Below are 23,977 nucleotides of genomic sequence, written 5' to 3' on the forward strand. Positions count from 1 at the left end.
ATCAAGACAGGGAAAAGGAGGGCACCGTGCCGGAGTCGATCGTTCGCCAAGGCCCGTCGAACGCGGTCGGGACTGTTGTCGTGCTCGACCCGACCGGGGCCGCGAGCCACGGAGAGTTGCCCGCGACCTGGCGTGAGCTGACCAACCGATGGACTGTGGTCTGGTGCCGCCTGCCGGCCGACGACTCCGCGTCGCAGCTGGCGCAGTACATGCGGGGCGTGGAAGGCCCGGTCGATGTCGTCGCCTCGGGGGCGTCTTCGGTGGCGGCCATGGTCCTTGGCGAGAGGTACCACGACGTGATCCGGTCGGTCCTGCTGGTCGATCCGGCGGCGGGTGAGGCGCCAGTGGACCCGGCCACCGCCAAGATCGCCGACGAGTTGTGGATGCGCAGGGAAGCCGACCGCGTCAACGCCCTGGCCGAGCTGGGCGTGCAGGTCCGGGTGATCGCCCACAGCTTCGAGGGCGACCGGGATCGGCGCGACCCGCCGTTGCCGCTCGGCCATCCGGATGTGGTGAAGGTCCTGCGCGCCCAGCTGGTCAGCCAGTCCGCCTAGGCCGCATCTTCGCCCTGCGCCTGGCCACCTCGTCACGCTGCAGCCACCACTCGGCGATCAGCAGCGGGATCACCCAGCCCAGCCACGTGGTCGAGCCAGCGATCGAATACGTCAGCAGCTTGTCGTCGCCGTGGAAGGTGGTGTCGAACTGCGGCATCAGCCAGATCGTGAACACCACGCCCCAGATCCGGTTGGTGATGATCGACATGGTCAGCGCGAAGCTGCGGATCATCCACTTCCGGTGATCGACGAACAGCCGCCGCCGCGCCGCACGGTAGCCGTTGTACGTGAAGATCAGCCAGAGCGGCGCCATCACCATGCCGCTGGACATGGCGGCCGGGCCGAACGGCGTGATCACGCCGATCGCGAACGCGGACACGCCGGCAGGCAGCACACCGCCGAACACGTAAATCCGGCCCGACAGCCGGTGGATGTGCGGGTAGCGTGCGCGCAACCACGGCCATACCTGCAGCACACACGTGATCATCGCGATCGACGCGAAGATCACGTGCATCACGAGCAACGGGTAGTGCCAGCTGAACTCGGGTTGCTGGACACGGGCCAGCGCGCGGTCGCCGGTCAGGTAGGGCGGCAGTGAGAACGCGACGAAGGCGGCGGCGACGAAGCCGAGGGGCACTACCCACGGTTTGCGCCACCACTTCTTGCTGGGCACTGGGCTGGGGCTGACGGTCTCGTCGAGCACATTTGTCATGGCTTGTTCCTCCCGGCCATGACGGTGTCGCAACCCGCTTACCGGTCACGCACCAAGCGCTGACCGTCGCGCACCGACCAGTGCGAGCGCCTCCTCCTGCGGCATCCCGGCTCCCCGCTCGAAGGCCTCGGTGAACTCGTTCGCGCCGGTCAGGGCTTTGACCTCGGCGGTGATCCGGGCGATCTCCGGATCACCGGCCAACGGCATCCCCCGGATCGCGGCACTCGCGCCGAGCAGCAACGCGGCCAGCCAGCCGTCGCCCGCTCGCAGTGCGAGGCTCGCCAGCCCAGCCGCGGCTCTGGCCACGAACGGCAGCGAACGGCCAGCCATGGCGGACGTGATCGCTTCGTCGTAACGAGAGCGCGCGGCCGTCAGGTCTCCGTCGAGCTCAGCCAGGTGTGCCAACGCGATCAAGGCGCGTGCCTGGTACTCCCGGATGCCGTACGGCCCGGTCGAGCACTTGCTCAGCGCCAGCTCCTGGAGCCTGCGGGCCTCGGCGAGATCCCCACGCAGCCGGGCGATCTCGCCGAGCCCGGAGTACGCCCAGGCCAGGTGGTCGAGCGTGCCGTTGCGGCGGGCCAGCGTCAACGCTTGGTCGAAGTCGGCGCGTGCGGCGTCCAGCTCGCCGTACCGGGCCAGATTCTCCGCGCGGCGGCACAGCAGGGACGTCGTGTCGTCGATCGAGCCGAGCTGGCTGACGACTTCCATGGCCTCGGTGACCGCGTCGACGAAGGCCTGCCGGTCGCCTCGGCTGTCGGCCATCCCGGCGATCGCATCCAACGCCAGCACCATCCCGAACCGGTCACCGAGCTGCCGGAAACCCGCCAGTGCGCGTCGCAGCTTCTCCTCGCCCTCGGCGATCTCGCCGTCGAACAAGTGCAGCAACGCGGCTCCGAGCATGGTGAACGACTCCGCCCAGAGGTCCTGGTCCAGCAACGGGCGTACTGGCTCACCTTTGGGAGGCCCGGTCGCGGAGGCCCACAGGAACACGCTGTGCGGACGCCGCAGCGCGCCACGCGGTGAAGTCATGAACTCCTCGGCGTGTTTGAGGTGGTCCTGCCATTCGGGCGCACCAAGCCGTCCCCAGGCGGCCTGCAGCACGCACAGCACGTACTCCTCGTCGAGGTCCTCCGGCGGATGCGTGCCGATCCGGTCGAGCAGTTGCACGGCCAAAGGCGCGGCTTGGCCGCGTAGTCCCCGCAGGTACCAGTACAGCGAGAACGCACCGAACATCCGCAACGCCAACGTGGTGTCGTTGGCGACCGCCCAGCGCAGTGCCGCAAGGAGGTTTCCGTGGTCGGCGTCCAACCGGCTGAGCCACTCCAGCTGTTCCGCACGCCGCAGATGCGGGTTCGCCTGCTCGGCCAAGTCGTAGAAGTACTTGGCGTGCACGGCTTCCAGTGAATCGGTGCGGTGCTCGGCGCAGAACGCGCGGATCGTGTCCAGCATCCGGTAGCGGCCGCCCGCGTTCTCCACCAACGACTTGTCCACCAAGCCTGCGAGCAGTTCCGCGGTCGCGGGCACCTGGCACACCTGCTCGGCCGCGGACAACGTCGCGCCACCGGTGAACACGGTCAGCCGTGCGGCGAGCAATCGCTCGTCCGGTTCCAGCAGGTCCCAGCTCCACTCCACCGCGGCCCGCAGTGTCCGGTGCCTCGGGGCCGCGGTGCGATCTCCTCGGGACAGCAAGGAGAATCGGTCGTGCAGGCGTTCCGCGATGTCGTCGATCGCCATCGCCCGGAGTCTGGCCGCGGCCAGTTCGATGGCCAACGGCATCCCGTCGAGTGCGGTGCAGATCTGCCTGACGGCGTCGGCATTGTCATCGGTGAGCCGGAAATCGGGGGAGACGGCCGCGGCGCGATCGGCGAACAACCGGATGGCGGCCTTCGCGGGCAGGGACGGCAACGGGCACAGGTGCTCGCCCGTGATGCCGAGTGCCTCTCGGCTGGTGGCCAGGATCCTCAAGTCGGGACATGCGTTCAGCAGCCGGTGGGTGAGCGTGGCGGCGCCGGCGATGACGTGCTCGCAGTTGTCCATGATCAGCAGGACGTGCCGGTCTTCGAGCGCGGCGACGACCCGGTTGACTGGATCTTGGGTGGATGACGTGAACAAGCCGGCGTCGCGCACTCCCAACGCCGTCAGGACGGCTTGCGGGATGTCCGCGCCGTGCGTCAGGGCCGCGAGATCGATGAAACAGGTCTCCCTGGCCTGTTGCGCCGCGATTTCGATGGCCAGCCGGGTCTTGCCCGCTCCGCCGGGACCGGTGATGGTGACCAGCCTCGTTGCGGTGAGCAGGCCGGCGATCCGGCTCAGTTCCGTGGCCCGCCCGACAAAGCTGGTCAGTTGAGCGGGCACGTTCGAGGTCTGCCGGTGCTCACCTTTCAGTATCGCCACGTGGATCGCGGACAGTTCGGCAGACGGGTCTGTGCCGAGTTCTTCGACGAGCGTGCGGCGGGCGTTCTCGAATTCGGCGAGCGCCTCTGCTTGGCGGCCTGCGGCTTGCAACGCGAGCATCAGCTGGCCACGCAGGCGTTCTCGTAGCGGATGCCGTTCGATGGCCGCTCTGATCTCGGGGATGATCGCGGTGTGCTCGCCGAGCTTGAGCTGAGCGTCGAACAGGTCCTCGGTCGTGGCCAGCTTGAGCTCCTCAAGCCGTGCCGTGGCTGCTTCGTCTGCCGTGACCGGACCGCGCCACAAGCCCAGGGCCTCGGTGAGCGTGGCGGCCGCGGCTGCCGGGTCCCCGCTGGCGAGCGCTCGGGCCCCTTGCTTGGCCAGGCGCTCGAATTGGTGCACGTCAACGGCTTGGGGATCAGCGGCGATCCGATATCCGCCGGGATGGAACTCGAGCATGCCCTCCGGAAGGCTGCGTCTGAGCCGCGAAACCTGGGACTGCAACGCACTCGTCGCTCCGCTTGGCGGATCGTCGCCGTACAGGCCGTCAAGCAAGCGCTCGACAGTCACCACACGGCCCGCGTCGAGCAGGAGCAACGCGAGCAGGGCGCGCTGCCTCGGCCCGCCGAGGGGGAGGGGTTCGCCTTGCGCCGAAAGGATTTCGACGGACCCGAGGATGCCGAACCGCACTAGTCGCCCCGATCCAGCGACTCGATCAGCTCCATGTGCTGCTCGCCCCACTCGCCGAGCGGGATCATCGCCTTGATCAGGGACTGGCCCAGGTCGGTCAGCGAGTACTCGACCTTGGGCGGAACCTGGTGGTACAGCTCGCGATGGACCAGCCCGCACGCCTCGAGCTCACGCAGTTGCAGGATGAGCACGCGTTCGGAGATCCCGGCGACCTGGCGGCGCAGCTGGCCGAACCGTTGCGGCCCGTCGATCAGCTCCCAGAGGATGAGCGCCTTCCACTTGCCGCCCATCACGTCGAGCGCGGCATCCAGCCCGCACGTGTACGTGCGCCTCTTCAGCACCGGACCCCCTTACAAAAATGTCAGTACCCGGCAAAATTGTAGGTACTTGAAGGAATGTCTGTAAAGCGGTGAAGATCAACGCATGGATCGAGTCACGGTTATCGGCCTTGGCCTGATGGGCAAGGCATTGGCGGAAGCGTTCCGCAAAGCAGGCCATCCGACAACCGCGTGGAATCGCACGCCCGGTAAAGCTCCGTATCAAGTTCCGTCCGTTGCCGAAGCCGTTTCGGCAAGTCCGCTCGTCGTCGCCTGTCTGACCACCTACGAGGCCACCAAGTCCGCGTTGGAGCCGGCTGACCTGTCCGGTCGCACCCTGATCACGTTGAATACGGGCGACCCGGCCGGAGCCCGCGAAATGGCGGCATGGGCGGCTGCGCGCGGCGCGGCGTTCCTGGACGGCGCGGTGAAAAATGTCCCGTCAGCGGTAGGTGCGCGCGACACTTTGTTGTACTACAGCGGTCCTCGAGAGATCTTCGACCAGTATTTCCCGGTCTTGGAAGTGCTCGGCGGCGACACGGTTTATCTGGGTTCGTCACCCGATCTTGCGGCGTTGTACGAGCAGGCGGTCGGTGGGACGCTGCTGCCCGCACTGCTCGGCTTCTTCCAAGGCGCCGCGATGATCACCGCGCGCGGTCTGCCCGCGCAGAGCATGGTCCGGTTCAGCGTGAAGTGGCTGGAGATGATCGCCGCCCAACTGCCTCGGGTGGCGGCGGAGATCGACTCGGGGAACTACACGGATCCCACGTCCACGGTCGGCCTGTTCGAAGCAGGCATCGAACAGGACCTGTCCGTGGCTTCGGAGTTCGGCCTCGACGCGTCGTGGCAACTCGGAATGCACGACGTCATCCGGCGCGCGGTGGACCTCGGGCACCGCGACCACAGCATGTCGGCCATGATCGAGGCGCTGCGAAAATAACTCGAACGGGTGTTCGAACTCGGTGTACCGTGGGATGTGTGCAGGGATCACTCTTCGACACGGCGGGCACCATCGGGCTGAGTCCACTGGACGCGGTCCGGCGCACGACGCTGACCGATGGAGCGTGGGTCGATCTCCTGCCCGCCTGGCTGACCGGGGCGGACGACCTGTTCAACCTGCTGGCCGCCGATGTGCCCTGGTATGCCGAAAGCCGCCAGATGTACGACCGGGTCGTCGCCGTCCCGCGGTTGCTGTGCTTCTACGCCGAACGGGACGCCTTACCCCACCCGGTCCTGGCCGAAGCCCGAGCGGCACTGACTTCGTACTACATGCCGGAGTTACGTGAGCCGTTCCGCACCGCAGGCCTCTGCTACTACCGCGACGGCCGCGACAGTGTCGCCTGGCACGGCGACCGAATCGGAAGGGGTGCGACCGAAGACACCATGGTCGCGATCTTGTCCGTCGGTGACGCGCGGGGCCTGTGGCTGCGTCCGCGAGGCGGCGGCGAAGCCGTCAAGTTCTCGGTGGGCCACGGCGATTTGCTCGTGATGGGCGGCTCGTGCCAGCGGACGTGGGAGCACGCGGTGCCGAAGACCAATCGTGCGGTCGGGCCCAGGATCAGTATCCAGTTCCGCCCGGCTGGTGTTCGGTAGCGCCTTTGACGATGGAAAGGAACGCGAGCCGCTCGGCGTCGCCGGTACCGGGAACCACGGACGAGCGATCGCCGAACGCTACGCGTCACTCGGTGCGAACTTCGTCATCAACCACACGAGCAACGCGAACCGGGCACTCGAAACCGTCGCCGCGATCGAGCAGTCAGGCGCCCCCGCGCCGCCAAGCTGACGTGGCGAAAGTCAGCGATCTGGAGCGGCTCTTCGCCGCGACGCTCGATCGATTCGGACGCCTCGACATCGTCGTGGCCAACGCGGGCGTCGAAGTGGTCGACCAACCCGTGCTGCCGAGGCCACCTTCACGCGCGCGGAACTAGTCCACATAGGACGTGGCGGCCCGGGGACCGCCACGCTCAGAGACCTCAGGACTCAGCGACTCAGGGACGAACGACCAGCACCGGGCAAGGCGACAAGTGCAGTGCGGTCCGAGTAATAGGGGACAACCGTCCTGCTTGGCTACCAGGGCCCATGACCAGCAGGTCGCTGCGAGTGCACGTCTCGACAGCCTCATGTGGCCGGCTGCGCACAAGGTGCAGGCTCGGCGTCAACGTCGGCGCCAGCTTCGCGACCAGCCGCCGGGCCCGGTCGAGAACCTCGTTCGGCTTCCCGGCCTCCACCGCCCGTGGGCCGGGCAGTGGCCAAGCGTGGACGATGCGCAGGCCGTCGCGGTAGCGGGTGGCTATCTCCGTCGCTCGGCGAATTATTGGCTCGTCGTGTTGGCCGCCGATTGCTGCTGTCACCCATCCGTGTTCGGCGCGGACGGCTCGTGGCTCTCCGCGTACGACGACTGTGTCGCACAGGCTCCGGCTCACCACGGGGAGGACGAGGTGGCCGACGCCGAGGTTGTGGTGACCGTGCCCGTGGTGGCCGAGTACCAACAGGTCGGTGTCCGCGCTCGCGGTCAGCAGGGTGTGTTCGGGGGTTTCGTCTGAGGTCGTCACCGAGGCGTGGAGCCATCGGTATACGTCGAGTCGACGGGCGATTGCATGGTCATCGCTGGTTTTCGCCGAATAGACCTTCAGTCCGGCGTTGACCAGCCAGGCGTGCCGCAGCGCCCACTCCAGCGCGGCATCACCCCAAGTCGAGCCGTCTGTGCCGATCGTGACACGGGGGCGGTGCCGTGCGGACGATTGCTGCGCCGGTACGGCTACCGAGGGCGTCGCCGCCGAAGTAGCTGTCAACTGAGCCTCCCGAAAATGGCCCCAGGAATGGCCGCGGTCCACGGTAGTCCTGTCAGAATGCTAGCGATAGGTCCAGATGCGTGTCTGCCTGACCGGTTAACCGTCCAACATGGACCTTTCCGGGAGATTGCCTGTCGTTTACGTTCGCCGCACATTGGCAACTCGGTATGGGGACGACCCATGGAGGTGCCATGTATCGACGCCGTCCAACCGGTGCACCAGCGCGAATCGGAATCGCGGACGTCGAGAGCGTTGAGCGCACCGTCCGCGAGCTCAGAGCACTGGACTACCAGTACGGCGGCGGCAGCTGTCACCGTGCCGTGCAGACACGCCTGCCAATGGCCCGGGCGTTGTTGGCGGCGACTGTGCCAGTCCGGTTGACACGCAGGGTCGACACCGCAGTGGCGGACATGCACAACCTGGCCGGATGGACGTTGTTCGACAACGGGTCAATTACTGAGGCGCTGCACCACTTCACCATCGCATTGGACCTTGCCACGCGCGCGGGCAACAAAGCCATGGCGGCCAACATCAGATACCGGATAGGCCGCGTTCACCTGCACTACAACTCGCCCGGGCGGGCGCTGGCGGAGTTCGAGCGGGGCCGCATGGAGGCGCACGCGTCCAACAGTCTGCTCGCCGCGGCCATCTTGTCGGCCAACCAAGCGTGGGCGTACGCCAAACTCGGGCGGGCCGAGGAGGCGATCGCGGCGCTGGCGATGATGCGCACCGAGTTCGAAGCAGCGGATCGCAGCGACGTCCCCAGTTGGGCCGCGTTCTTCACGGAGACCGAGCTGTCGGCGATGAGCGGGTCCGTCCACACCGACCTCGCCCGGTTCGTGGACGTCCGGTACGCCAAGCGAGCCGTGCCCGAGCTGGGGACGGCGATCGGCTCATACGGCGATGGGATGGCTCGGAGCCGGGCGTTCTGCCTGATCTCGTTGGCGGTCAACCAGCTGCTGCTGCACGACGTCGACGGCGCGGTGGACATCGGCCGCGACGCGCTCGTGCATGGCCGGTCGGTCAAGTCTTCGCGGCTACGGGATCGCTTGCGTCCCTTGGAGAACGAGGCGCGGAAGTGGTGCGGCGCGGACGAGCTGACCGAGGAGATCCGGACCATGCTGCCGGCGGCTTCATAGCAAGCTGCTGCGCTCGTCGCCCCAGATGGACGACGGGTCCACGTAGGGCCGCAGCGCGGCAACGAGTTCGACGTCGCCGTGGCCGTTGAGTGCGTCGGACGCGATGCGGCGGGCCACGCCCGCGAGGAAGTCGGCGATCTGCACGCGCGCGTCGTCGCGGGAATCGACGAACGTCATGTCGGCCAGCCGGTCGCCGAGGGTTCGTTTGATCAGGGCGACCCGGTCCTCGGTCAGCAGGTTCTGTCGATCATGGACGATCGTGACGGGCTTGTCGGTGCCCCACAAGTGCACCGCTCGCACAATCGCGGGGACGTGCAAGTCGAGGTGCTCGCGATACTCAGCACGAAGGACAACGTTGTACGCGGCGAGCACCGCGCGCCCCGAGCGGTAGACGGTGGCCGGGTCCTTCTCCGGCTCGAGAAGTTCCACTACCTTGCCCGCGACGAAGAACGCTTTCTCGGTGAGGTGCACTGCGGCGTGCCCGAGGATCGGGCCGTCCGCGCTGAGCAGCCAGAGCAACACCGCGCGGTGTTTTTCGCGCAGCAAGTGGTTGGCTTTGTACTCCAGCGCGGGCGAGCGTATTCGCTCCCGTAACTGGAGAATGCACTCCTGCGCCGACGAGATCGGAAGCAGCACGCTGGCGTGTGCGAACACGTCGGTTATCGCGTCAATGAGATTGCTGCCTTCCGAGCCTGACTCATCGCACGCGACCTCGACGGATAACCCATTCGTGCGCATAGTGCCTCCACATTAGATGCGGAGTCAGGAAGTGCAAGCTAGTATTCCGCCGTTACCCGGAGTAATCGGAGGAACGCTGTGCGGAGTTTGCTGGTTGCCCTGGTCGCGATGCTCCTGACAGCACTTCCCGTGGCCGCCGCTCCGCAAAGACAAGTCCTCTACGACGGCGGCAGCAGCTATCCGCGGGTGATCCGGTTGGAGAATGGCCGCATTCTCGCCAGCATCACCACGAATGACGGCTCGCAGGGCATGGGCGTCATCATGGCGAGCGAGAACGACGGCAAAACGTTCCGGCAGATCGCCACCATTCGTGACCCAGCGTCCGCCGACGGCGCCGGGATTTGCTGCTCGACGCTGTTCGAGTTGCCCTCGCCGGTCGGCGCCATGCCCAAAGGCACTGTGCTGTGGGTGAACACCACGGGATACACCGCGCCCGCGCAGACCAAGAAGACCAGGCAGCGGATGTGGGCCAGCGCCGACCGCGGCGCCACGTGGAAGTTCATGTCCGACATCGCGGTCGCGTCGAACGAGCACAACGCATGGGAGCCAAGCCTTTCCGTCGCCAAGGACGGCAGCCTCGTCGCGTTCTACTCCGACGAGACCGACAAGGTCAAACACGACCAGAAGCTGGTCCAGGTCCGCACGGTCGACGGTCTGAAGTGGACGGACTACAAGGAGACCGTGGTCAGCGACGCGTGGAACGTGCGGCCCGGCATGATCAACGCGATCACGTTGCCCGACGGCAGCTACTTCATGACCTACGAGGTCTGCAACAACGACAAGGTGCACCTGTGCAGCGCCTATTTCCGCAGGTCGGCCGACGGCTGGGACTTCGGCAATCCCCGTGACCTCGGCACGCTGGTCAAAACGGCCGACGGCAAGCAGGGACGGCACACCCCGGTGCCCGCGTGGAGTCCCGGCCCCGGCCCGAACGGCACGATCCTGCTGATCACCGAGATGCTGGTGCACAACGGCGGCAAGATCGCCGAAGGCAACGGCGGGACGATACTGGCGAACGACAACTTCGGCGACGGCCCGTGGTACGAGATCCCGGCGCCGATCCACGTCGCCGGGGTGGACAACGAGGGCTGCCGCAATTTCAGCCCCGGCCTGCTGCCGTCGAAGGACGGCAAGTCGGTGCTCGAGGTGACCACCGACTACGACCAGTCGATCTGCAAGACCTACTACGCCACCGGTCCGCTCAACAAGACTTGAACCGTGCTCACCCCGGCTACGTGTGTGCTGTGAAGGACGAGACAGCCGGGGAGGCGGAGCACGATGGCGCAGCGACTGAATCCAGCCGCGCGGGACGCGGCGGTCAGCCGGGTCACCATGATCACGACCGGCATGGTGGTGCTCGGTCTTGCCGGCACGGTCGGCCTCGGGTTCACCATCTCCGAACAGGTGAAGGCGGAGAAAGCCGCTGAGGCAGCGGCGCAGGCCGTCGAAGAGGCCGCCCAGGTTGGGCAGGAGCAGCCGCAGCAGGAACAGCTCCCACAGGACCAGGTGCCGCAGGCCCAGGTGCCGCCGACGCAGCAGGACCAGGACGCCCAGACCCCGGCCACGCAGACACCCACCACGCAGAAGCCGACGGCCCAGAAACCGGCGACGCAGAAGCCCGCACCGGCTCCGAAGCCCAAGCCGACCACCAAGCCGCCCGCGACCTCGTCGGGTGGATCGTGAGCGCGGGGTTCGAGGGTGGCGCCACGGGGGCGGCCGCGGATGTGTCGGGTGAGCGATTCGCCAGCGTCGGGGGCGCTGAGTCGCTGGCTGTCCAGGCGGGTGCACCGTGAACGCCGGGGTCAAGTTCGAAGCCATCGGCACCACCGCCCAGGTCCTGGTCACCGAACCAGACGTGCTGCCGGTCGCCGAGACGATTCTCCGCTGGTTCATCAAGGAACTCGACCTGGCCTGCAGCAGGTTCCGGGACGACTCCGCGCTGAGCCTCTTGAACCGCACGGGCTCGGCCACGCATCCGTTGCTGGCGAAGGCAGTGGAGGTCGCCTTACGCGCGGCCGCCGACACGGACGGCCTCGTCGACCCTGCGCTCGGCTCGTACATGGTCACCCTGGGGTACGACCGGACCTTCGCTGAGGTCCCGCGCCGCGGGCCGGTCGCGGTGGATGTCGACGCCCCGGTGAAGCAGGCGTGGCGCGACATCCGGGTCTCCGGCGACACGGTCACCGTCCCCAGTGGAGTCAAAGTGGATCTCGGCGCCACCGCGAAGGCCTGGGCCGCCGACGTTGCCGCCACTCGCATCGCGGCGGAGACCGGGGCAGGCGTCCTGGTCAACCTTGGCGGCGACATCGCGGTCGCCGGACCGGCGCCCGAAGACGGCTGGAGCGTCCGGGTGACTGCGGATCACGCCCGCGACGAAGGCGGGCAGGTCGTCGCCATCGACTCAGGTGGCCTCGCCACGTCCAGCGTGACCGTTCGCACGTGGCAACGCGGCGACAAGCAGTTGCACCATGTGCTCAACCCCATGACTGGCCTTCCGGCCTCACGAATTTGGCGGTACGCAACGGTTTCCGCAATGACGTGCGTCGCCGCGAACACAGCTTCGACCGCCGCGCTCGTGCTCGGCGACCGTGCACCGAACTGGCTTGCCGCGCGCCGACTCCCTGCGCGCCTCGTGGCAACGGGTGGTGCCGTTACCACTGTGGCCGAATGGCCCGAGGAGGAGTCATGACGTTCCTGGGTGAAAGCACCTACTGGTACCTGGCGAGAGGCAGCGGGCTGGTCTCGCTGGTGCTGTTCACGGTGGCGTTCTCGCTCGGCCTGCTCACCGCCGGTCGCGTCAGCTCACGGCGGTGGCCCCGGTTCGTGACGGAGTCGTTGCACCGCAGCATCTCGCTGAGCTCGCTGATCTTCCTGACGGTTCACGTCGCCTCGGTCGTGCTGGACACTTACGTGTCGATTGGGATTCTTGAAGTCTTCGTCCCGTTCGTCGGCTCGTACAAGCCGATGTACCTGGGACTGGGTGCGATCGCTCTCGATTTGATCCTGGTTCTGGCGCTGACCGGGGTGCTGCGGACCCGGATGCCTTACCGGGCATGGCGGCTGATCCACTGGGCGGCGTACATCAGCTGGCCGGTCGCGGTGGTGCACACGATCGGCATCGGCACGGACCAGCTCTGGTCGTTGATCACGATCGGTGCCAGCGTGGCCGTGGTGCTTGGGTGCGGCAGCCTGCGTGTGGTCTCGTTGCGGAGGCGGTCCCTGTGAGTGCACCCGCGCAACGCTATGACGGCCGTCCCCGCCTGCTGAGCAATCAGGCTCGTTCCATCACCGAGCACGCCAAAGCTGTCGGTGCGTTGCCTACAAGTGTTGTCCCGCAACTGATCGACATGATCACCGCATCGGGACTCCGTGGCCGGGGCGGTGGCTGGTTCCCCAGTGGCCGCAAGATCGCGTCGGTCGCCGGCCGTGCGAACCCGTACGTCGTGGTGAACGGGATGGAAAGCGAACCGGCTGCGGGCAAGGACAAACTGCTGCTGCGGCTCGCCCCGCACCTCGTGCTGGACGGTGCCGAACTCGCCGCGCTGGCGTTGGGCGCGGATCGCATCACGGTGGCGGTGCACCGGGACACAGGGCTGGCTCGGCACATGATGAATGCGATCGCCGACCGCGTCGCGGCCGGTTGGGGCAAGGTCGAGATCGACGTCAGCGAGCCGCCGAACTGGTACGTCTCCAGCGAATCGACCGCCGTGGCGAGCTTTGTCGGTGGGGGAGAGGCGAAGCCGAAGGCGGACTCGGCCAGGGTGTCCGGTGTGAACGGCCGGCCGACCCTGGTGTCCAATGTGGAAACCTTCGCGCACATCGCGCTGATCGGGCGGTACGGTCCTAACTGGTTCCGGCAGGCGGGAACAGGCGATTCCCCGGGGACGGCGCTGTTCACTGTGAGTGGTGCCGTGCGGTCGCCTGGCGTGTACGAGTTGCCGGTCGGTATCACCGGCGAGACGATCCTGCGCGTTGCCAACGGGGTTCGTGAGCCGATTTCTGCCATGCTGGTCGGCGGTTACGGTGGTGCGTGGATTCCGCCGACGCAGCTGCACCGGCCGTTCTCGCCGGAAGGGCTTGAGCCGCTTGGCGCATCGCTTGGAGCGGGAATCGTGGTTGCCTTGCCCGCCAGGACTTGCGGGTTGTTCGAGACGGTCCGGGTGGCCACGTGGATGGCTGACCAGACCGCGAAGCAATGTGGTCCGTGTTTCCGGGGGCTGCCCGCGATCGCTGAGGACTTCGCGATGATCGCGCGGGATGGTTCGCGCAAGGCCTACGAACGGCTCCGGTTCCGGCTCGGTGTGATCAACGGCAGGGGGGCGTGTGCGCATCCTGACGGTGTCGTGAAGTTCGTCGACTCGGCGCTGAAGACGTTCGCATTGGACATCCGGCGGCATCTGTCCGGGCAGCTGTGTCCTGGTGGGCCCCGCGTCTTGCCCATCCCCGAACTGCCGAGCGAAAGCGAGGGATGGCAGTGACCGAACGGCTCAAAGTCGACATGATCGCCTGCGATGGGCACGGCGTGTGCGCCGAGCTCGTGCCGGAGCTGATCGGCTTGGACGAGTGGGGTTACCCGATCCTCGCCAACGCTCCCGTGCCGCAGGAGCTGCACAAGCACGCGAGAAAAGCGGTCTCGCTCTGCCCCAAGCTCGCCCTCAGCCTCGCCAGGACGAGGACGTAGTTCCACAGTCAACCACTGTTCGGTTGATACGCTTCAGCCCATGGCGCCGAGTATCAAGGATGTCGCCGTCCGGGCTGGGGTCTCGATCGGCACGGTGTCCAATGTGCTCAACCGGCCGGACAAGGTGGCCGAGGCGACGCGGGACCAGGTGCTCGCCGCGATCGCCGAACTCGGGTTCGTCCGCAATTCCTCGGCGGCGCAGCTGCGGGCGGGCACCAGCCGGTCGCTTGGCCTGATCGTGCTGGACATGGCGAACCCGTTCTTCCACGACGTGGCCAAGGGCGTCGAAGACGTGGCCACCGAACTCGGCTACGCCGTAGTGCTGTGCAATTCCGACGAGCAGGCGAGCCGCGAGGACCGCTACCTCCAGGTGCTCGAGGAACAGCGTGTCAGGGGAGTGCTGATCACGCCGGTCGAGGTCAGCTCGGAACGGCTGGACGCGCTGCGCAGACGCGGCACGCCGACGGTGCTGGTCGACCGGCACGATCCCAGGGTGAACTGCTGCTCGGTCGCGGTGGACGACGTGGCGGGTGGCGAACTCGCCGGCGCCCACCTGCTGGCCAAGGGGCACGAGCGGATCGCGTTCTTCACCGGGCCGTTGGCCATCCAGCAGTGCGCAGACCGTCTTGACGGCTTACGCAACACCGTTGCCGACGCGGGCCGGGACCCGGACACGGCGATCGACGTGATCGAACTGCCCGCGCTGAAGGCGAGAATCGCCTACGAAGCCGCCCGCGATATCTTCGAGCGGTCGACGGACATCACCGCGGCCTTCTGCGCCAACGATTTGCTCGCGCTGGGCTTGTTACGCGCCGCGGTGAGCACTGGCCGTCGCGTCCCGCAAGACATCGCCATCCTGGGCTACGACGACATCGAGTTCGCCGCCGACGCGGCCGTCCCCCTGTCATCCATCCGGCAGCCAACTCTCCAAATTGGACGTAACGCGGCCCAGTTGCTGCTGGAGGAATGCGACCACCCGGACACACACGCACATCAGCAGGTGATGTTCAAGCCGGAACTGGTGATCCGCGACTCCACTTGACGCGACCCAGGGCACCGCCACGCGGGGCTGGATGAACCCTGGGGTTACTGCACTAGTCTGGTTGCTGAGCAACTCGGACGAAGGGCGCGGATGCCGATGGGCGAGACCGATCCGCATATTCACGTCGAGCAGAAGGTGGTGCAGGCCGGCGCCGAGGTCCGCAACGTGATCGTATCGATGTTGGGCCGCGTGACCGACGCACCGACCGTCGTCACCACTGGTTGTGGACTTGAAGTGCCGTATGCGATGACCTCTCCCCGTCCGGAAAGTGTCACCTGCCTCGCTTGCCGCGAACATGCTCACAGGGAGTACCTGCGCTTCGCCGACCAGGTCGAGCGCTTGAGCCAGAACCCTGGCATGAACATTCCAGGCGCCCAAGCGGCCGAAGCCATAGAACGGCTTCGGGACCTCGCGAAAAGGTTCTCCAGCTAGCGCTGTGGCCGCGAACGTGCCCGCTTCCGCAGCGCGGAAGACATCCGCTGGGGCGGCCGCCTCAACACCGAAGCGGCCTGACATCCCGGCGAACGTACCTGGTCACAGCCCTAGGTCTGCTGATCGGTCGGCCTGGGCTCGGTAGGCACGAACCGCCGGGCGATCGCCACTGCGATGGCGTCGGCGTCCGGCTCCCCATTGCGCTGGGACAACTCTTCCCGCAGCGGCACCGCGATAGCCTCAGCCAGCTTCTGCACCGCCTCCTCAGGGTTCGGCGGCGGCGGGAACGGGCGCGTGGCGGCTTCCCAAGCGCCCATGTTCGCGCCGACCAGCCAGACCCACATCGGGTTCATCACCGACCAGTCGTGCAGCAGTGGCCGGTGTTGTTCCCACACCGCGTTGGCGACCCTGTTGATGTCGTCTTGTGTCAGTGGCATATCCGCTCCTGGAAGCTCGGTGAGGGACTCGTTCAGGTCGACCTGGCCGCTGATGCCCGGCACGCCGCCCACCGACGTGTACTGGTGGATGTTGGCCCGGCCGTTGTAGCGCAACGGATGCCTGCGCCCGTCGTTGGGGCCGTACTGCGCCGCCCAGACGATGGTGTTGGGCACGCCGATCGTGTCCGCGTTGATCCCGGTCAGCATCGATGTGTTGGCGTACAACGTGACCGATTGGAAGCCGTTGGCACGCAGCTGGTTCAGGAACCGGAACGCGAAGTCACGGGCCGCGGGTCCTGGCCGGTGCGGGTCTTCGAGGTCCAGTGCGGGTGGCAGGCCGGTCGCGTCGAGCCTGCGGACCTCGGCGGTCAGCACGTTCGCCTGTGCTTCGGGACTCGGCGAGAGCTGGGCGTAGTGGTACAACCCGACGGGAAGATCCACGCTTTGTGCGCCACGCACTTGCGCGTCGGCCCGGACAAGCGCGGGCCCGCCGCCGTCGCTGCCTTTGACGTACACGAAGGAGACACCGGCGCTGCGCACGGCGTTCCAGTCGGTGACTGTCTGGTAGCGGTAGATGTCGATTCCAAGTGCCATGGGCATCACCTCGGGCCACCGGTTACCCCGAAGGCAGTCCGGTCAGTCGCTGATTCACACACCACTGTCGACGTAACACCGTTCGGCGCAGACCGACAACACCTATTCGGGTCCGCTATATCCGCTGAACGACGGCTGAGTGCCAGCACATAGCGCCACGGTGACACGATTCAGGTCCCGGTGAGCGGGCATGTGGCTTGTTTGTGCCAGCCCCTGATCCCTACTCTCGGGCGCACGCCGCACTCCTGTTGGGACGCAACAACCATGGAGGTTCGCGGTGTCTTCACGCGTACTCGCCGCGCTCGCGGCAGCCGGACTGCTTGTCGCCGGTGCGCCGGCGCTCGCCCAGGTCGAGGGCGGCGGCTGGACGCCCTATCAACCGACTTTCTCCGTGCAGGAACGAGGATGCGGTCAAGTGAGCGACTTGACCTTCCGGCTCACCTGCTCCACGGCCAGCGGTGACCAGCGCGCCGAGCGCCGGTACGCCACCTACACAGGTGGCACGCGCCAGTTCGAAGGTTCGTTCCGGATCACCAGCATGAGCGGTTCGCGGATCAGTCTGAAGCAGACGTTCAAGACAACTGGTCCGTTCTTCATGCTGGCAGTGGAACGGGGTGGCAGGCTGTACGCGGTGCACGGCGGCACCACGGTCGCCACCGGTGCCACGGTGGGCGCGACGGTGCGGGTCAACACCGTGCACCAGGTGGGCAGCCGGCACCGCACGTACATCAACGGTTCACTCAAGCACGATGTCGCCAGCCCAAGCGGCGATTTCTACGACAAGTTCGGCAGCTATCGAACCAACAGCGGGCAGGGCCCGGTGACCGTGGTCTGGAGCGGGATTCGCTTCTGGCGGAAGTGACCGGAGACGGCGTTTCGAACCCGCCGGGTAACAATGGCAAATGTTCATTCCCGGCGGGTTCTTCCGCGAATGTGTGTCCGTTCTGTCCGGCGTGTGGCGATTACCGTCGGCCAGCTACCGCACACGGTCCGCGTAACCCGTCGATAGCGGGTCTGACCTGCGACGCTGTCACTTCGGCCGTGGGTATGAGATTTTCATGATCCAGGTATGTGTTCCTCCCATTCTGGACAGTGATAGACCTTCGAAGTCATTGATTAGGGCGACACTGGTTCCCAGGCTCACGCTGGCGCAAACTTTTTTCGCAGCACCAATTCAGCGGGGATTCTGAGATTGGGGACACCGTGATCGCCACCCTTGCAGCCGCCACCCTCACCGACACCATCCACACCTTCTTCGCGGACTTTCCGCGCTCGACCGGGACCGTGGTCACCGATCTGGTCATCGACGAACTCGACCAGTGGCACAACCCGATGGAGTCGGTGGCCAGCTTCAGCAAGCCGACTTTCAGCCACGTCGCCATCGGCGCGCACCAGTTATCGACGGCGAGCTGACCCGGCGATGACCGGGCCGGGTGTGCCGACAGGCCGGGTGGTCGGGTTCAAACGCCACCTGCGCGTCGAGGTGATCAAGGGCGAGGCCGTGTACCTCTTTTCCGAGCGCGGCGTGACGGCGTTGAAGGGCTCGGACGCCGAGGCCCTCGCGCCACTGTTGGACTGCACCCGGGACCTTCCGGCCCTGCTCCGGGATGTCCCCGCGGGCGTGGCCCCCGAGCAGGTCGGAAGGTTCATCGCCCGGCTGGACGAAGCCGGGCTGCTCACCCTCGGGCCGCCGCCCGCCAGCGGCGTGGCCGAACGTGCCAGGGCGTATTGGGAAGCGGCCGGGACGGACGCGGACGCCGCCGTGGCCAACACCGCGGCCAAGCACGTGCTGGTGATCCCGGCAGGCACCACGGATCCGTCGGCCGCTCTCACCGCGTTGCGGCAGGCCGGATTGACCGCTCAGGTCAGCTCGGGGGAGCTGACCACCGACGACCCGGCCGATCTCTCGGTCGTGGTGTGCGACGACTATCTTTCACCGGACCTCGCCGACATCGACGCGGTGCACCGGACCGCGCGCCGGCCATGGTTGCTGACCAAGCTCACGGGTACGCAGGTGTGGCTTGGTCCCGTCTTCGACTCACCCGAACTCGGCTGCTGGCACTGCCTGGCCAGCCGGTTGTGGGCGCATCGCGACGCCGAGGCGCACGTCCAGGACGCACTGGGACGAGTCGGCCCGGCGTCGCGCCCGGTCGCGTCGCTGCCCGCGTTGGACGCGATGGCGACGCACCTGATGGCCCTCGAAGTCACCAAATGGCTTGCTGGATATCGGTATCCAGGTCAGCGCGGGGTGATGACGTTCGACAGCCTCGACCTGACCGCGAGGCACCACGAGTTCCGTCGTCGCCCGCAGTGCGCGCTGTGCGGCGACCCGACGCACATGCGCGCGTTGGCTCGGCGACCTGTCCGTTTGTCATCGCAGCCGAAGTCTTCGGACAACGCGGGCGGGCACCGATCGCTTACTCCGCAACAGGTGTTCGACCGGTATCAGCACCTGCTGAGCCCGGTCACCGGAGTGATCAAGGAAATCACCCAGCACCAGACCGGTCCGGCGTTCTTCAACTCGTTCCGTGCCGGGCCGAACGTGGCTGTGCGCCGCAACTGCCTGTTCAACCCGAGCGCCCCGCGCGCGGAGAACGGCGGCAAAGGCGTGACACCGTTGCACGGCAAGGTGAGCGCGATGTGTGAAGCGCTCGAACGGCATTCTGGGTTCTTCCACGGCGACGAGGAACGTATCCGGGGCAGTTACAAGTCCTTGCGCGAGTACGCGATCCACCCGTCCAGCTGTCAACTGTTCGACGACCGGCAGTATCCGGGCAGGTCAACGTGGAACGCGACGCATTCGACGTTCCAGCACGTGCCAGATCCCTTCGACGACAACGCGGTCCTCGATTGGACACCGGTATGGTCCCTTACGCGTGAGCGGCACCGATTGCTCCCCACGGCGATGCTTTACTACGGCGCCCCGCCCGAGGCGGGGTTGGTGTCGGTCTACGCCGACTCGAACGGCAACGCGGCTGGTAGCTGCCTGGAAGACGCTGTCCTGCAAGGACTGCTTGAACTGGTGGAGCGCGACTCGGTGGCGATGTGGTGGTACAACCGCACCCGGCGGCCCGAAGTGGACCTGACCGCCTTCGGTGACCCGTGGATCGACGAGCTGCGCGCGGTCCACGCCGGGCTCAACCGTGAGGTCTGGGTGCTCGACGTGACCGCGGACTCCGGGATCCCCGTGCTGGTGGCGTTGTCACGGCGGATCGACGGCGGGAACGAGGACATCATGTTCGGCTTCGGAGCGCACCTGGATCCACGGGTGGCGCTGCGCCGGGCACTGACCGAGATGAACCAGCTGATGCCGGTCGTCGTCGACGGCTACAAGTGGACCGAACCGGAGCCGTTGCACTGGTGGCAGCACGCGACTGTCACCAACCAGCCGTATCTCATGCCGGATCCGGCTGTGCGGGCACGGGTTCCGTTCGACTACGCCTACACGCCATCGCCGGATCTGCTCGACGACGTCACACAGGTGCGTGGCCGTGTCGAGGCGCTTGGCCTCGAAGTCCTCGTACTGGACCAGACCAGGCCGGACATCGGGCTGCCGGTGGTCAAGGTGATCGTGCCGGGGCTGCGCAGCTTCTGGGCGAGATTCGCGCCCGGGCGGCTGTTCGACGTCCCGGTGCGGCTGGGCTGGCTGCCGAAACCCACCGCGTACCACGACCTCAACCCGATCCCGCTGTTCCTTTGAGGGTGGCAACCAGCAGGAGATAACGCCAATAGGAGATAGCGCAGTGCAGTTCCAGCATCTCACCGACGAACCGGAGCGCGTGCGGTTGTGGTCGTTGCGCGAGGACGCGTTGGTGGAGACCGGTTCGGACGACTCGCTGCTGGTGTTCACCCGCTGGGGCGACATCGAGATCGACGACCCGAGCCCGGTGGTGCGGGAATGGCTCTACCGGATGAGCCTCGGCCCGGTGTCGCTGGAGAACCTGCTGCCGCCCCGGCCGGACAACCACCACCGGCCGGTCGAGGACGACCCGGAGTACGACCGGGTCCAGAACGTGCTGTCCAAGCTGGGCAGCTGCGTAGTGCATTCGCTCGGCCTGGCGGACATGGGAGGCCCGCTGCTGTCCGCGGTGCCGATCTCCCGCAAGGCGACTTTCCAGCTGCCGCGGATCGACGCCGACCACCCGGTGCGGCTGTCCCGGTTCGCGGCCATGCGGGCCAGCGACGGCGAGGTCGTGCTCGAATCACCGCTGGCCCGCCACCGTGTGGTGTTCCACCGGTCGTTGGCCACGCGTGTGATCGGCTCGCTGGGCAAGGCGACGACGGTGGCGGACCTGGCGCCAGCGCTGGACGTCGCCGAGGCTTTGGTGGCGGACATTGTCACGTATGTCGCGGCTGTCGGGATGATTGTGTTCAGTGAGAACGGTGGCAGCGCACCCACCGCACGGTTCGCTGAGGACAGCGATCCGTCACTGATGGTCTGGTCGCACAGCGACTTGTTGTTCCACTCGCGCAGCAAGCTGAGCCGGCCGGACGCGCCGCGGCACGCGACGTACCCGCGAGGTGACAAAGTGCCGCCGCCTCCCGCGGTCAAGCCGCTGCCTGACGGGCCGCGTTATCCGTTGTACAAACCCGTGCTTGCCGAAATCGTGGCCGCCGACCCGAAGTTCACCGAGGTGGTGGAAAACCGGCGGTCGTTCCGTAAATTCGCGCGCAGGCCACTGTCCGCGCAACGACTCGGTGAGTTGCTGTTTCGGTCCGCGCGGATTCGTTCGGTACGGCCTGCCGAAGGCGGTGGAGTCAGCTACGCGGTTTCCGACCGGCCGTATCCCAGCACTGCGAATCTGCACGAACTCGAGTTGTACCTGACCCTCGACCGATGTACCGATCTGCCGCGCGGGATATACCACTATGACCCGCTCGGGCACGCCTTGACGCTTATCGATACGTCGCCTGACAAGGTAGGAGAATTACTGGACGACGCGAAGGCCGCGACCGGTGCAATACAGCGGCCACCCGCGTTGATCACCATGACCGCGCGGATGGGCCGGCTCTCGTGGATGTACAACGGCATCGCGTACGCCACCACACTGCGACATGTCGGTGTACTGCAGCAGACGCTCTATCTTGTCGCGACCGCGATGGGTCTAGCGCCATGCGCACTTTCTGTGGGTGATATAGAAGTATCGGACAGCGCGTTCCTGCTTCAGTGGCCTTCCGAAGTCACTGTCGGTGGGTTTGTCGTCGGGTTGCGGCCCGAAGCGGTGACCTAGCCGCCATGAGCGTGGCTGCAGCTTGCTGCAGGCACTGTCCGTGCAGGTTGACGTGTACTCTCGGAGCATGCCGAGCGCGTGACGACGCTGGGGGGACAATGAGCCCAGACTCGGACGGTAACGACTTATCCGTCAACTCGACACTCGCCCCTAAGGTGGCAAGAGCGGTCGTCGTCACGGTCTTCAGTTGCATAGCAGTGCTTGCCTTTATCCGGGTGCTGCTCTTGCCGGACGTGGGACTGGCGAGCAAGTTGCTGTCCGCGGTCTACCTGATCGTGCTGCTGTCCATCCAGATTTTGTGGACTTCCCGGCGTGCGTCCGAACTCTCGCCGCTGCTGCGCTATACGGCGCTGTTCGTCCAGGCCTGCCTGGTGTATCTGCCGTTGCTCCAGTTCAGGGAAAACTGGGTGTCGATGCCGGGGTTCCTGGCCGGCAGCGCGCTTCTGGTCCTGCCGCCTTTGTACGGGTGGATCACCGCGGGACTTGTCGTGGTGAGTATGACTTTCGCGCAGGCGGAATTCAGTCAGGGACAGATCGAGCCGGTCGCATACATAACATTGTCCACGATACTCACCGGTTTGCTTGTTTACGGGCTCAGCTGGCTGGCCACTTTGGTCACCCAGTTGCACGAGGCTCGCGAGGAATTGGCCAAGATGGCCGTCGCCCGTGAACGGTTGCGATTCGCCAGGGATCTGCACGACTTGCTGGGCTATAACCTCTCCGCCATCACCCTCAAGAGCGAGTTGACGCACCGCCTTGTGCTGAAACACCCGGTGCGGGCCCGTGAGGAACTGGTCGAGATCCTGCAGATCTCCCGGCAAGCACTGACCGACGTGCGCGCGGTCGCCAGCGGGTACCGCGCGATGTCATTGGACGACGAGTGCGTGTCGGCTCGTTCGGTGCTCGCCGCCGCCGATGTCCATGTGACGATGGACGTCGACTACCGCGACCTGCCGGTCCGCGTTTCCACCGTACTGGCCACGGTGTTGCGGGAAGGCATCACGAACCTGTTGCGGCACAGCAAAGCCGAGTTCTGCGAGATCTCGCTACGGCAGGACGCCACCACGGTGACGATCGCGATGGTCAACGACGGCGTCCCGGACGACCCGGTCGACTCCCGTGAGCACAGCGGGCCAGGCGGCAACGGAATCCACAACCTGTCCGCGCGGGTGGCCGAGCTCGGCGGCGATCTGGTCGCCGACTTCCAGCCGGAGAAGCGATTCAAGCTGTGCGCGACATTGCCGCTGTCGGATCAGCCCGTCAAAGGCAAAGACGACGACCTGGACCCACCGCTGCGCGTGGTCTCATAAAGGACCCCCGAGTGGCTTCAGGGGCATCTCTGGGAAAACCCCGCTGCGACGACGAGATACGCGTTGCGGCACAGTGAGATGCGTCTTGCGGTACCGCGAAATACGCGTTGCGGCACGATGAGATGCGCTCTGCGGCACGGCGGGATACCCCTTGCGGTACTCCGAAGTACCCTTGCCGCTCAACGAATTACAGCCAGCCTGCCTCGGTGGCGATCCTGATCGCGTCGACCCGGTTGCGGGCGTTGAGTTTCCCGGCGATGGTCGTCAGGTAATTGCGGACCGTTCCCACTGAGAGGTACAGCTTCGCCGCGATCTCCGAAGCGTCAGCGCCGTGCGCCGCCAGCCGTAGGACTTCGCTTTCCCTGGTCGTCAGCGGGCAGTCGGTGCTGTCCCACGCGGCGAGAGCGAGTTGGCTGTCGACGACCCGGCGGCCAGCTGCGACGCTGCGGATCGCGTCGGCGAGTTCACTGGCTGGTGCGTCCTTCAGCATGAAACCGCTGACATGGGCGGACAGTGCGCGCCGCAGTGTCCCGGGACGGCCGAGGCCGGTGAGGATGAGCGTGCGCACTTCGGGGAGCGCCGCACGGATTTCCGCAGCCGCGGTGAGGCCGTCCTTGCCGGGCAGGTCGATGTCGAGCAGTGCGACGTCCGGACGGTGTTTGTGCGCGGCCGGCAGGATCTCGTCGCCCGACGACATTTCGGCGACCACCTCGATGTCGGGCTCCACGTTGAGCAATGCGACGAGTGCGCCACGAACCATGTGCATGTCCTCGGCGATCATCACCCTGATCATCGGCAGCCCCCTTCCAGCGATGCCACCCATTAACCCGAGATCATAGGGGTTTTGCCGCTCATTCGGATCGGCTGATAGGGGAATGCACAGCATACGGTGTGTGCGTCCAGGTGTGTGGGAACTC

The 23,977-nt window shown here is 66.4% G+C and carries 26 protein-coding genes; 19 read left to right on the forward strand and 7 right to left on the reverse strand.

What is annotated here, in order from left to right:
* Positions 1-26: 26 nt before the first annotated feature.
* Complete coding sequence (locus B9C43_RS04955; protein WP_084424847.1) at positions 27-554, forward strand: hypothetical protein; 528 nt, start codon at positions 27-29, stop codon at positions 552-554.
* Here B9C43_RS04955 and B9C43_RS04960 read toward each other — a convergent pair.
* The 3 genes from B9C43_RS04960 to B9C43_RS04970 are packed head-to-tail and all read right to left on the reverse strand — an operon-like array spanning position 538 to position 4,688.
* Positions 538-1,266: a DUF2306 domain-containing protein gene (locus B9C43_RS04960; RefSeq protein ID WP_084424848.1), complete on the reverse strand. Its 729-nt coding sequence runs from the start codon at positions 1,264-1,266 to the stop codon at positions 538-540. The genes B9C43_RS04955 and B9C43_RS04960 overlap by 17 nt on opposite strands.
* Positions 1,267-1,311: 45 nt before the next feature.
* Positions 1,312-4,347 (reverse strand): AfsR/SARP family transcriptional regulator, encoded by a 3,036-nt coding sequence (locus tag B9C43_RS04965; protein WP_084424849.1) that lies wholly within the window; start codon positions 4,345-4,347, stop codon positions 1,312-1,314.
* Positions 4,347-4,688, reverse strand: coding sequence for a winged helix-turn-helix transcriptional regulator (locus B9C43_RS04970; RefSeq protein ID WP_327221651.1), 342 nt, complete (start codon positions 4,686-4,688; stop codon positions 4,347-4,349). The genes B9C43_RS04965 and B9C43_RS04970 overlap by 1 nt, the downstream gene beginning before the upstream one ends.
* 82 nt (positions 4,689-4,770) lie before the next feature.
* Here B9C43_RS04970 and B9C43_RS04975 point away from each other — a divergent pair, with 82 nt between their 5' ends.
* Genes B9C43_RS04975 through B9C43_RS57425 form a run of 4 tightly spaced genes read left to right on the forward strand, consistent with a single transcriptional unit; the run spans position 4,771 to position 6,592 of the window.
* Positions 4,771-5,604 carry an NAD(P)-dependent oxidoreductase gene (locus tag B9C43_RS04975; protein WP_084424850.1) on the forward strand — a complete coding sequence of 278 codons (834 nt, stop codon included), beginning with the start codon at positions 4,771-4,773 and terminating at the stop codon, positions 5,602-5,604.
* 38 nt (positions 5,605-5,642) lie between these two features.
* Positions 5,643-6,257: an alpha-ketoglutarate-dependent dioxygenase AlkB gene (locus tag B9C43_RS04980; RefSeq protein WP_235038432.1), complete on the forward strand. Its 615-nt coding sequence runs from the start codon at positions 5,643-5,645 to the stop codon at positions 6,255-6,257.
* Positions 6,247-6,447, forward strand: a complete 201-nt coding sequence (locus B9C43_RS57420) for a hypothetical protein (protein WP_084424852.1) — start codon at positions 6,247-6,249, stop codon at positions 6,445-6,447. Before B9C43_RS04980 ends, B9C43_RS57420 begins: the two co-directional genes overlap by 11 nt.
* A gap of 1 nt (position 6,448) precedes the next feature.
* Positions 6,449-6,592, forward strand: a complete 144-nt coding sequence (locus B9C43_RS57425; protein ID WP_200825419.1) for a hypothetical protein — start codon at positions 6,449-6,451, stop codon at positions 6,590-6,592.
* Positions 6,593-6,652: 60 nt separating this feature from the next.
* Here the strand turns inward: B9C43_RS57425 and B9C43_RS57430 are convergent, their stop codons facing one another.
* Positions 6,653-7,456 (reverse strand): universal stress protein, encoded by an 804-nt coding sequence (locus tag B9C43_RS57430; RefSeq protein WP_200825420.1) that lies wholly within the window; start codon positions 7,454-7,456, stop codon positions 6,653-6,655.
* A gap of 191 nt (positions 7,457-7,647) precedes the next feature.
* On the opposite strand from B9C43_RS57430, the gene B9C43_RS04995 reads away from it, so the two are divergent.
* On the forward strand, positions 7,648-8,595 hold the full coding sequence (locus B9C43_RS04995) for a tetratricopeptide repeat protein (RefSeq protein ID WP_084424854.1): 948 nt from the start codon (positions 7,648-7,650) through the stop codon (positions 8,593-8,595).
* On the opposite strand, the gene B9C43_RS05000 is transcribed toward B9C43_RS04995, so the two are convergent.
* Complete coding sequence (locus B9C43_RS05000) at positions 8,590-9,333, reverse strand: DUF3800 domain-containing protein (protein ID WP_084424855.1); 744 nt, start codon at positions 9,331-9,333, stop codon at positions 8,590-8,592. The two genes, B9C43_RS04995 and B9C43_RS05000, sit on opposite strands and share 6 nt — an antisense overlap.
* Positions 9,334-9,411: 78 nt before the next feature.
* Between B9C43_RS05000 and B9C43_RS05005 the strand changes: the two genes are divergently transcribed.
* From B9C43_RS05005 to B9C43_RS05040, 8 genes are all read left to right on the forward strand, one after another.
* Positions 9,412-10,548 carry a sialidase family protein gene (locus B9C43_RS05005; protein WP_051897369.1) on the forward strand — a complete coding sequence of 379 codons (1,137 nt, stop codon included), beginning with the start codon at positions 9,412-9,414 and terminating at the stop codon, positions 10,546-10,548.
* Positions 10,549-10,611: 63 nt separating this feature from the next.
* Positions 10,612-11,016 carry a hypothetical protein gene (locus tag B9C43_RS05010; RefSeq protein WP_084424856.1) on the forward strand — a complete coding sequence of 135 codons (405 nt, stop codon included), beginning with the start codon at positions 10,612-10,614 and terminating at the stop codon, positions 11,014-11,016.
* A gap of 106 nt (positions 11,017-11,122) precedes the next feature.
* The gene (locus B9C43_RS05015) at positions 11,123-12,022 is read left to right on the forward strand and encodes an FAD:protein FMN transferase (protein WP_033391655.1); all 900 of its coding nucleotides are present in this window, start codon (positions 11,123-11,125) and stop codon (positions 12,020-12,022) included.
* A complete protein-coding gene (locus B9C43_RS05020) occupies positions 12,019-12,558 on the forward strand; it encodes a ferric reductase-like transmembrane domain-containing protein (RefSeq protein ID WP_160096325.1) in 540 nt (179 codons plus the stop codon). Before B9C43_RS05015 ends, B9C43_RS05020 begins: the two co-directional genes overlap by 4 nt.
* A complete protein-coding gene (locus B9C43_RS05025) occupies positions 12,555-13,811 on the forward strand; it encodes an NADH-ubiquinone oxidoreductase-F iron-sulfur binding region domain-containing protein (RefSeq protein WP_160096327.1) in 1,257 nt (418 codons plus the stop codon). Before B9C43_RS05020 ends, B9C43_RS05025 begins: the two co-directional genes overlap by 4 nt.
* Entirely contained in the window at positions 13,808-14,014 is a 207-nt protein-coding gene (locus B9C43_RS05030; RefSeq protein ID WP_235038433.1) for a ferredoxin, read from the forward strand. The genes B9C43_RS05025 and B9C43_RS05030 overlap by 4 nt, the downstream gene beginning before the upstream one ends.
* 40 nt (positions 14,015-14,054) lie before the next feature.
* A complete protein-coding gene (locus B9C43_RS05035) occupies positions 14,055-15,056 on the forward strand; it encodes a LacI family DNA-binding transcriptional regulator (RefSeq protein WP_033391658.1) in 1,002 nt (333 codons plus the stop codon).
* A 96-nt stretch (positions 15,057-15,152) separates the two neighbouring features.
* Positions 15,153-15,488 carry a hypothetical protein gene (locus B9C43_RS05040; protein ID WP_084425591.1) on the forward strand — a complete coding sequence of 112 codons (336 nt, stop codon included), beginning with the start codon at positions 15,153-15,155 and terminating at the stop codon, positions 15,486-15,488.
* Between the two features lie 110 nt (positions 15,489-15,598).
* Here B9C43_RS05040 and B9C43_RS05045 read toward each other — a convergent pair whose 3' ends face one another.
* On the reverse strand, positions 15,599-16,519 hold the full coding sequence (locus tag B9C43_RS05045) for a glycoside hydrolase family 25 protein (RefSeq protein ID WP_160096329.1): 921 nt from the start codon (positions 16,517-16,519) through the stop codon (positions 15,599-15,601).
* Between the two features lie 277 nt (positions 16,520-16,796).
* Here B9C43_RS05045 and B9C43_RS05050 point away from each other — a divergent pair, with 277 nt between their 5' ends.
* From B9C43_RS05050 to B9C43_RS05070, 5 genes are all read left to right on the forward strand, one after another.
* Positions 16,797-17,381, forward strand: coding sequence for a hypothetical protein (locus tag B9C43_RS05050; RefSeq protein WP_051897372.1), 585 nt, complete (start codon positions 16,797-16,799; stop codon positions 17,379-17,381).
* A 341-nt stretch (positions 17,382-17,722) separates the two neighbouring features.
* Positions 17,723-17,932 carry a hypothetical protein gene (locus tag B9C43_RS05055; protein ID WP_033391659.1) on the forward strand — a complete coding sequence of 70 codons (210 nt, stop codon included), beginning with the start codon at positions 17,723-17,725 and terminating at the stop codon, positions 17,930-17,932.
* Between the two features lie 7 nt (positions 17,933-17,939).
* A complete protein-coding gene (locus B9C43_RS05060; RefSeq protein WP_084424860.1) occupies positions 17,940-20,219 on the forward strand; it encodes a TOMM precursor leader peptide-binding protein in 2,280 nt (759 codons plus the stop codon).
* A 43-nt stretch (positions 20,220-20,262) separates the two neighbouring features.
* Positions 20,263-21,750, forward strand: coding sequence for a SagB family peptide dehydrogenase (locus tag B9C43_RS05065; protein WP_084424861.1), 1,488 nt, complete (start codon positions 20,263-20,265; stop codon positions 21,748-21,750).
* 155 nt (positions 21,751-21,905) lie between these two features.
* Positions 21,906-23,060, forward strand: a complete 1,155-nt coding sequence (locus tag B9C43_RS05070; RefSeq protein ID WP_160096331.1) for a sensor histidine kinase — start codon at positions 21,906-21,908, stop codon at positions 23,058-23,060.
* Between the two features lie 187 nt (positions 23,061-23,247).
* On the opposite strand, the gene B9C43_RS05075 is transcribed toward B9C43_RS05070, so the two are convergent.
* The gene (locus B9C43_RS05075) at positions 23,248-23,853 is read right to left on the reverse strand and encodes a response regulator transcription factor (RefSeq protein WP_033391670.1); all 606 of its coding nucleotides are present in this window, start codon (positions 23,851-23,853) and stop codon (positions 23,248-23,250) included.
* Positions 23,854-23,977: the final 124 nt, after the last annotated feature.

Source organism: Kibdelosporangium aridum (genome assembly GCF_900176515.1).
In the GTDB taxonomy this organism is placed as follows: Bacteria; Actinomycetota; Actinomycetes; order Mycobacteriales; family Pseudonocardiaceae; genus Kibdelosporangium; species Kibdelosporangium aridum.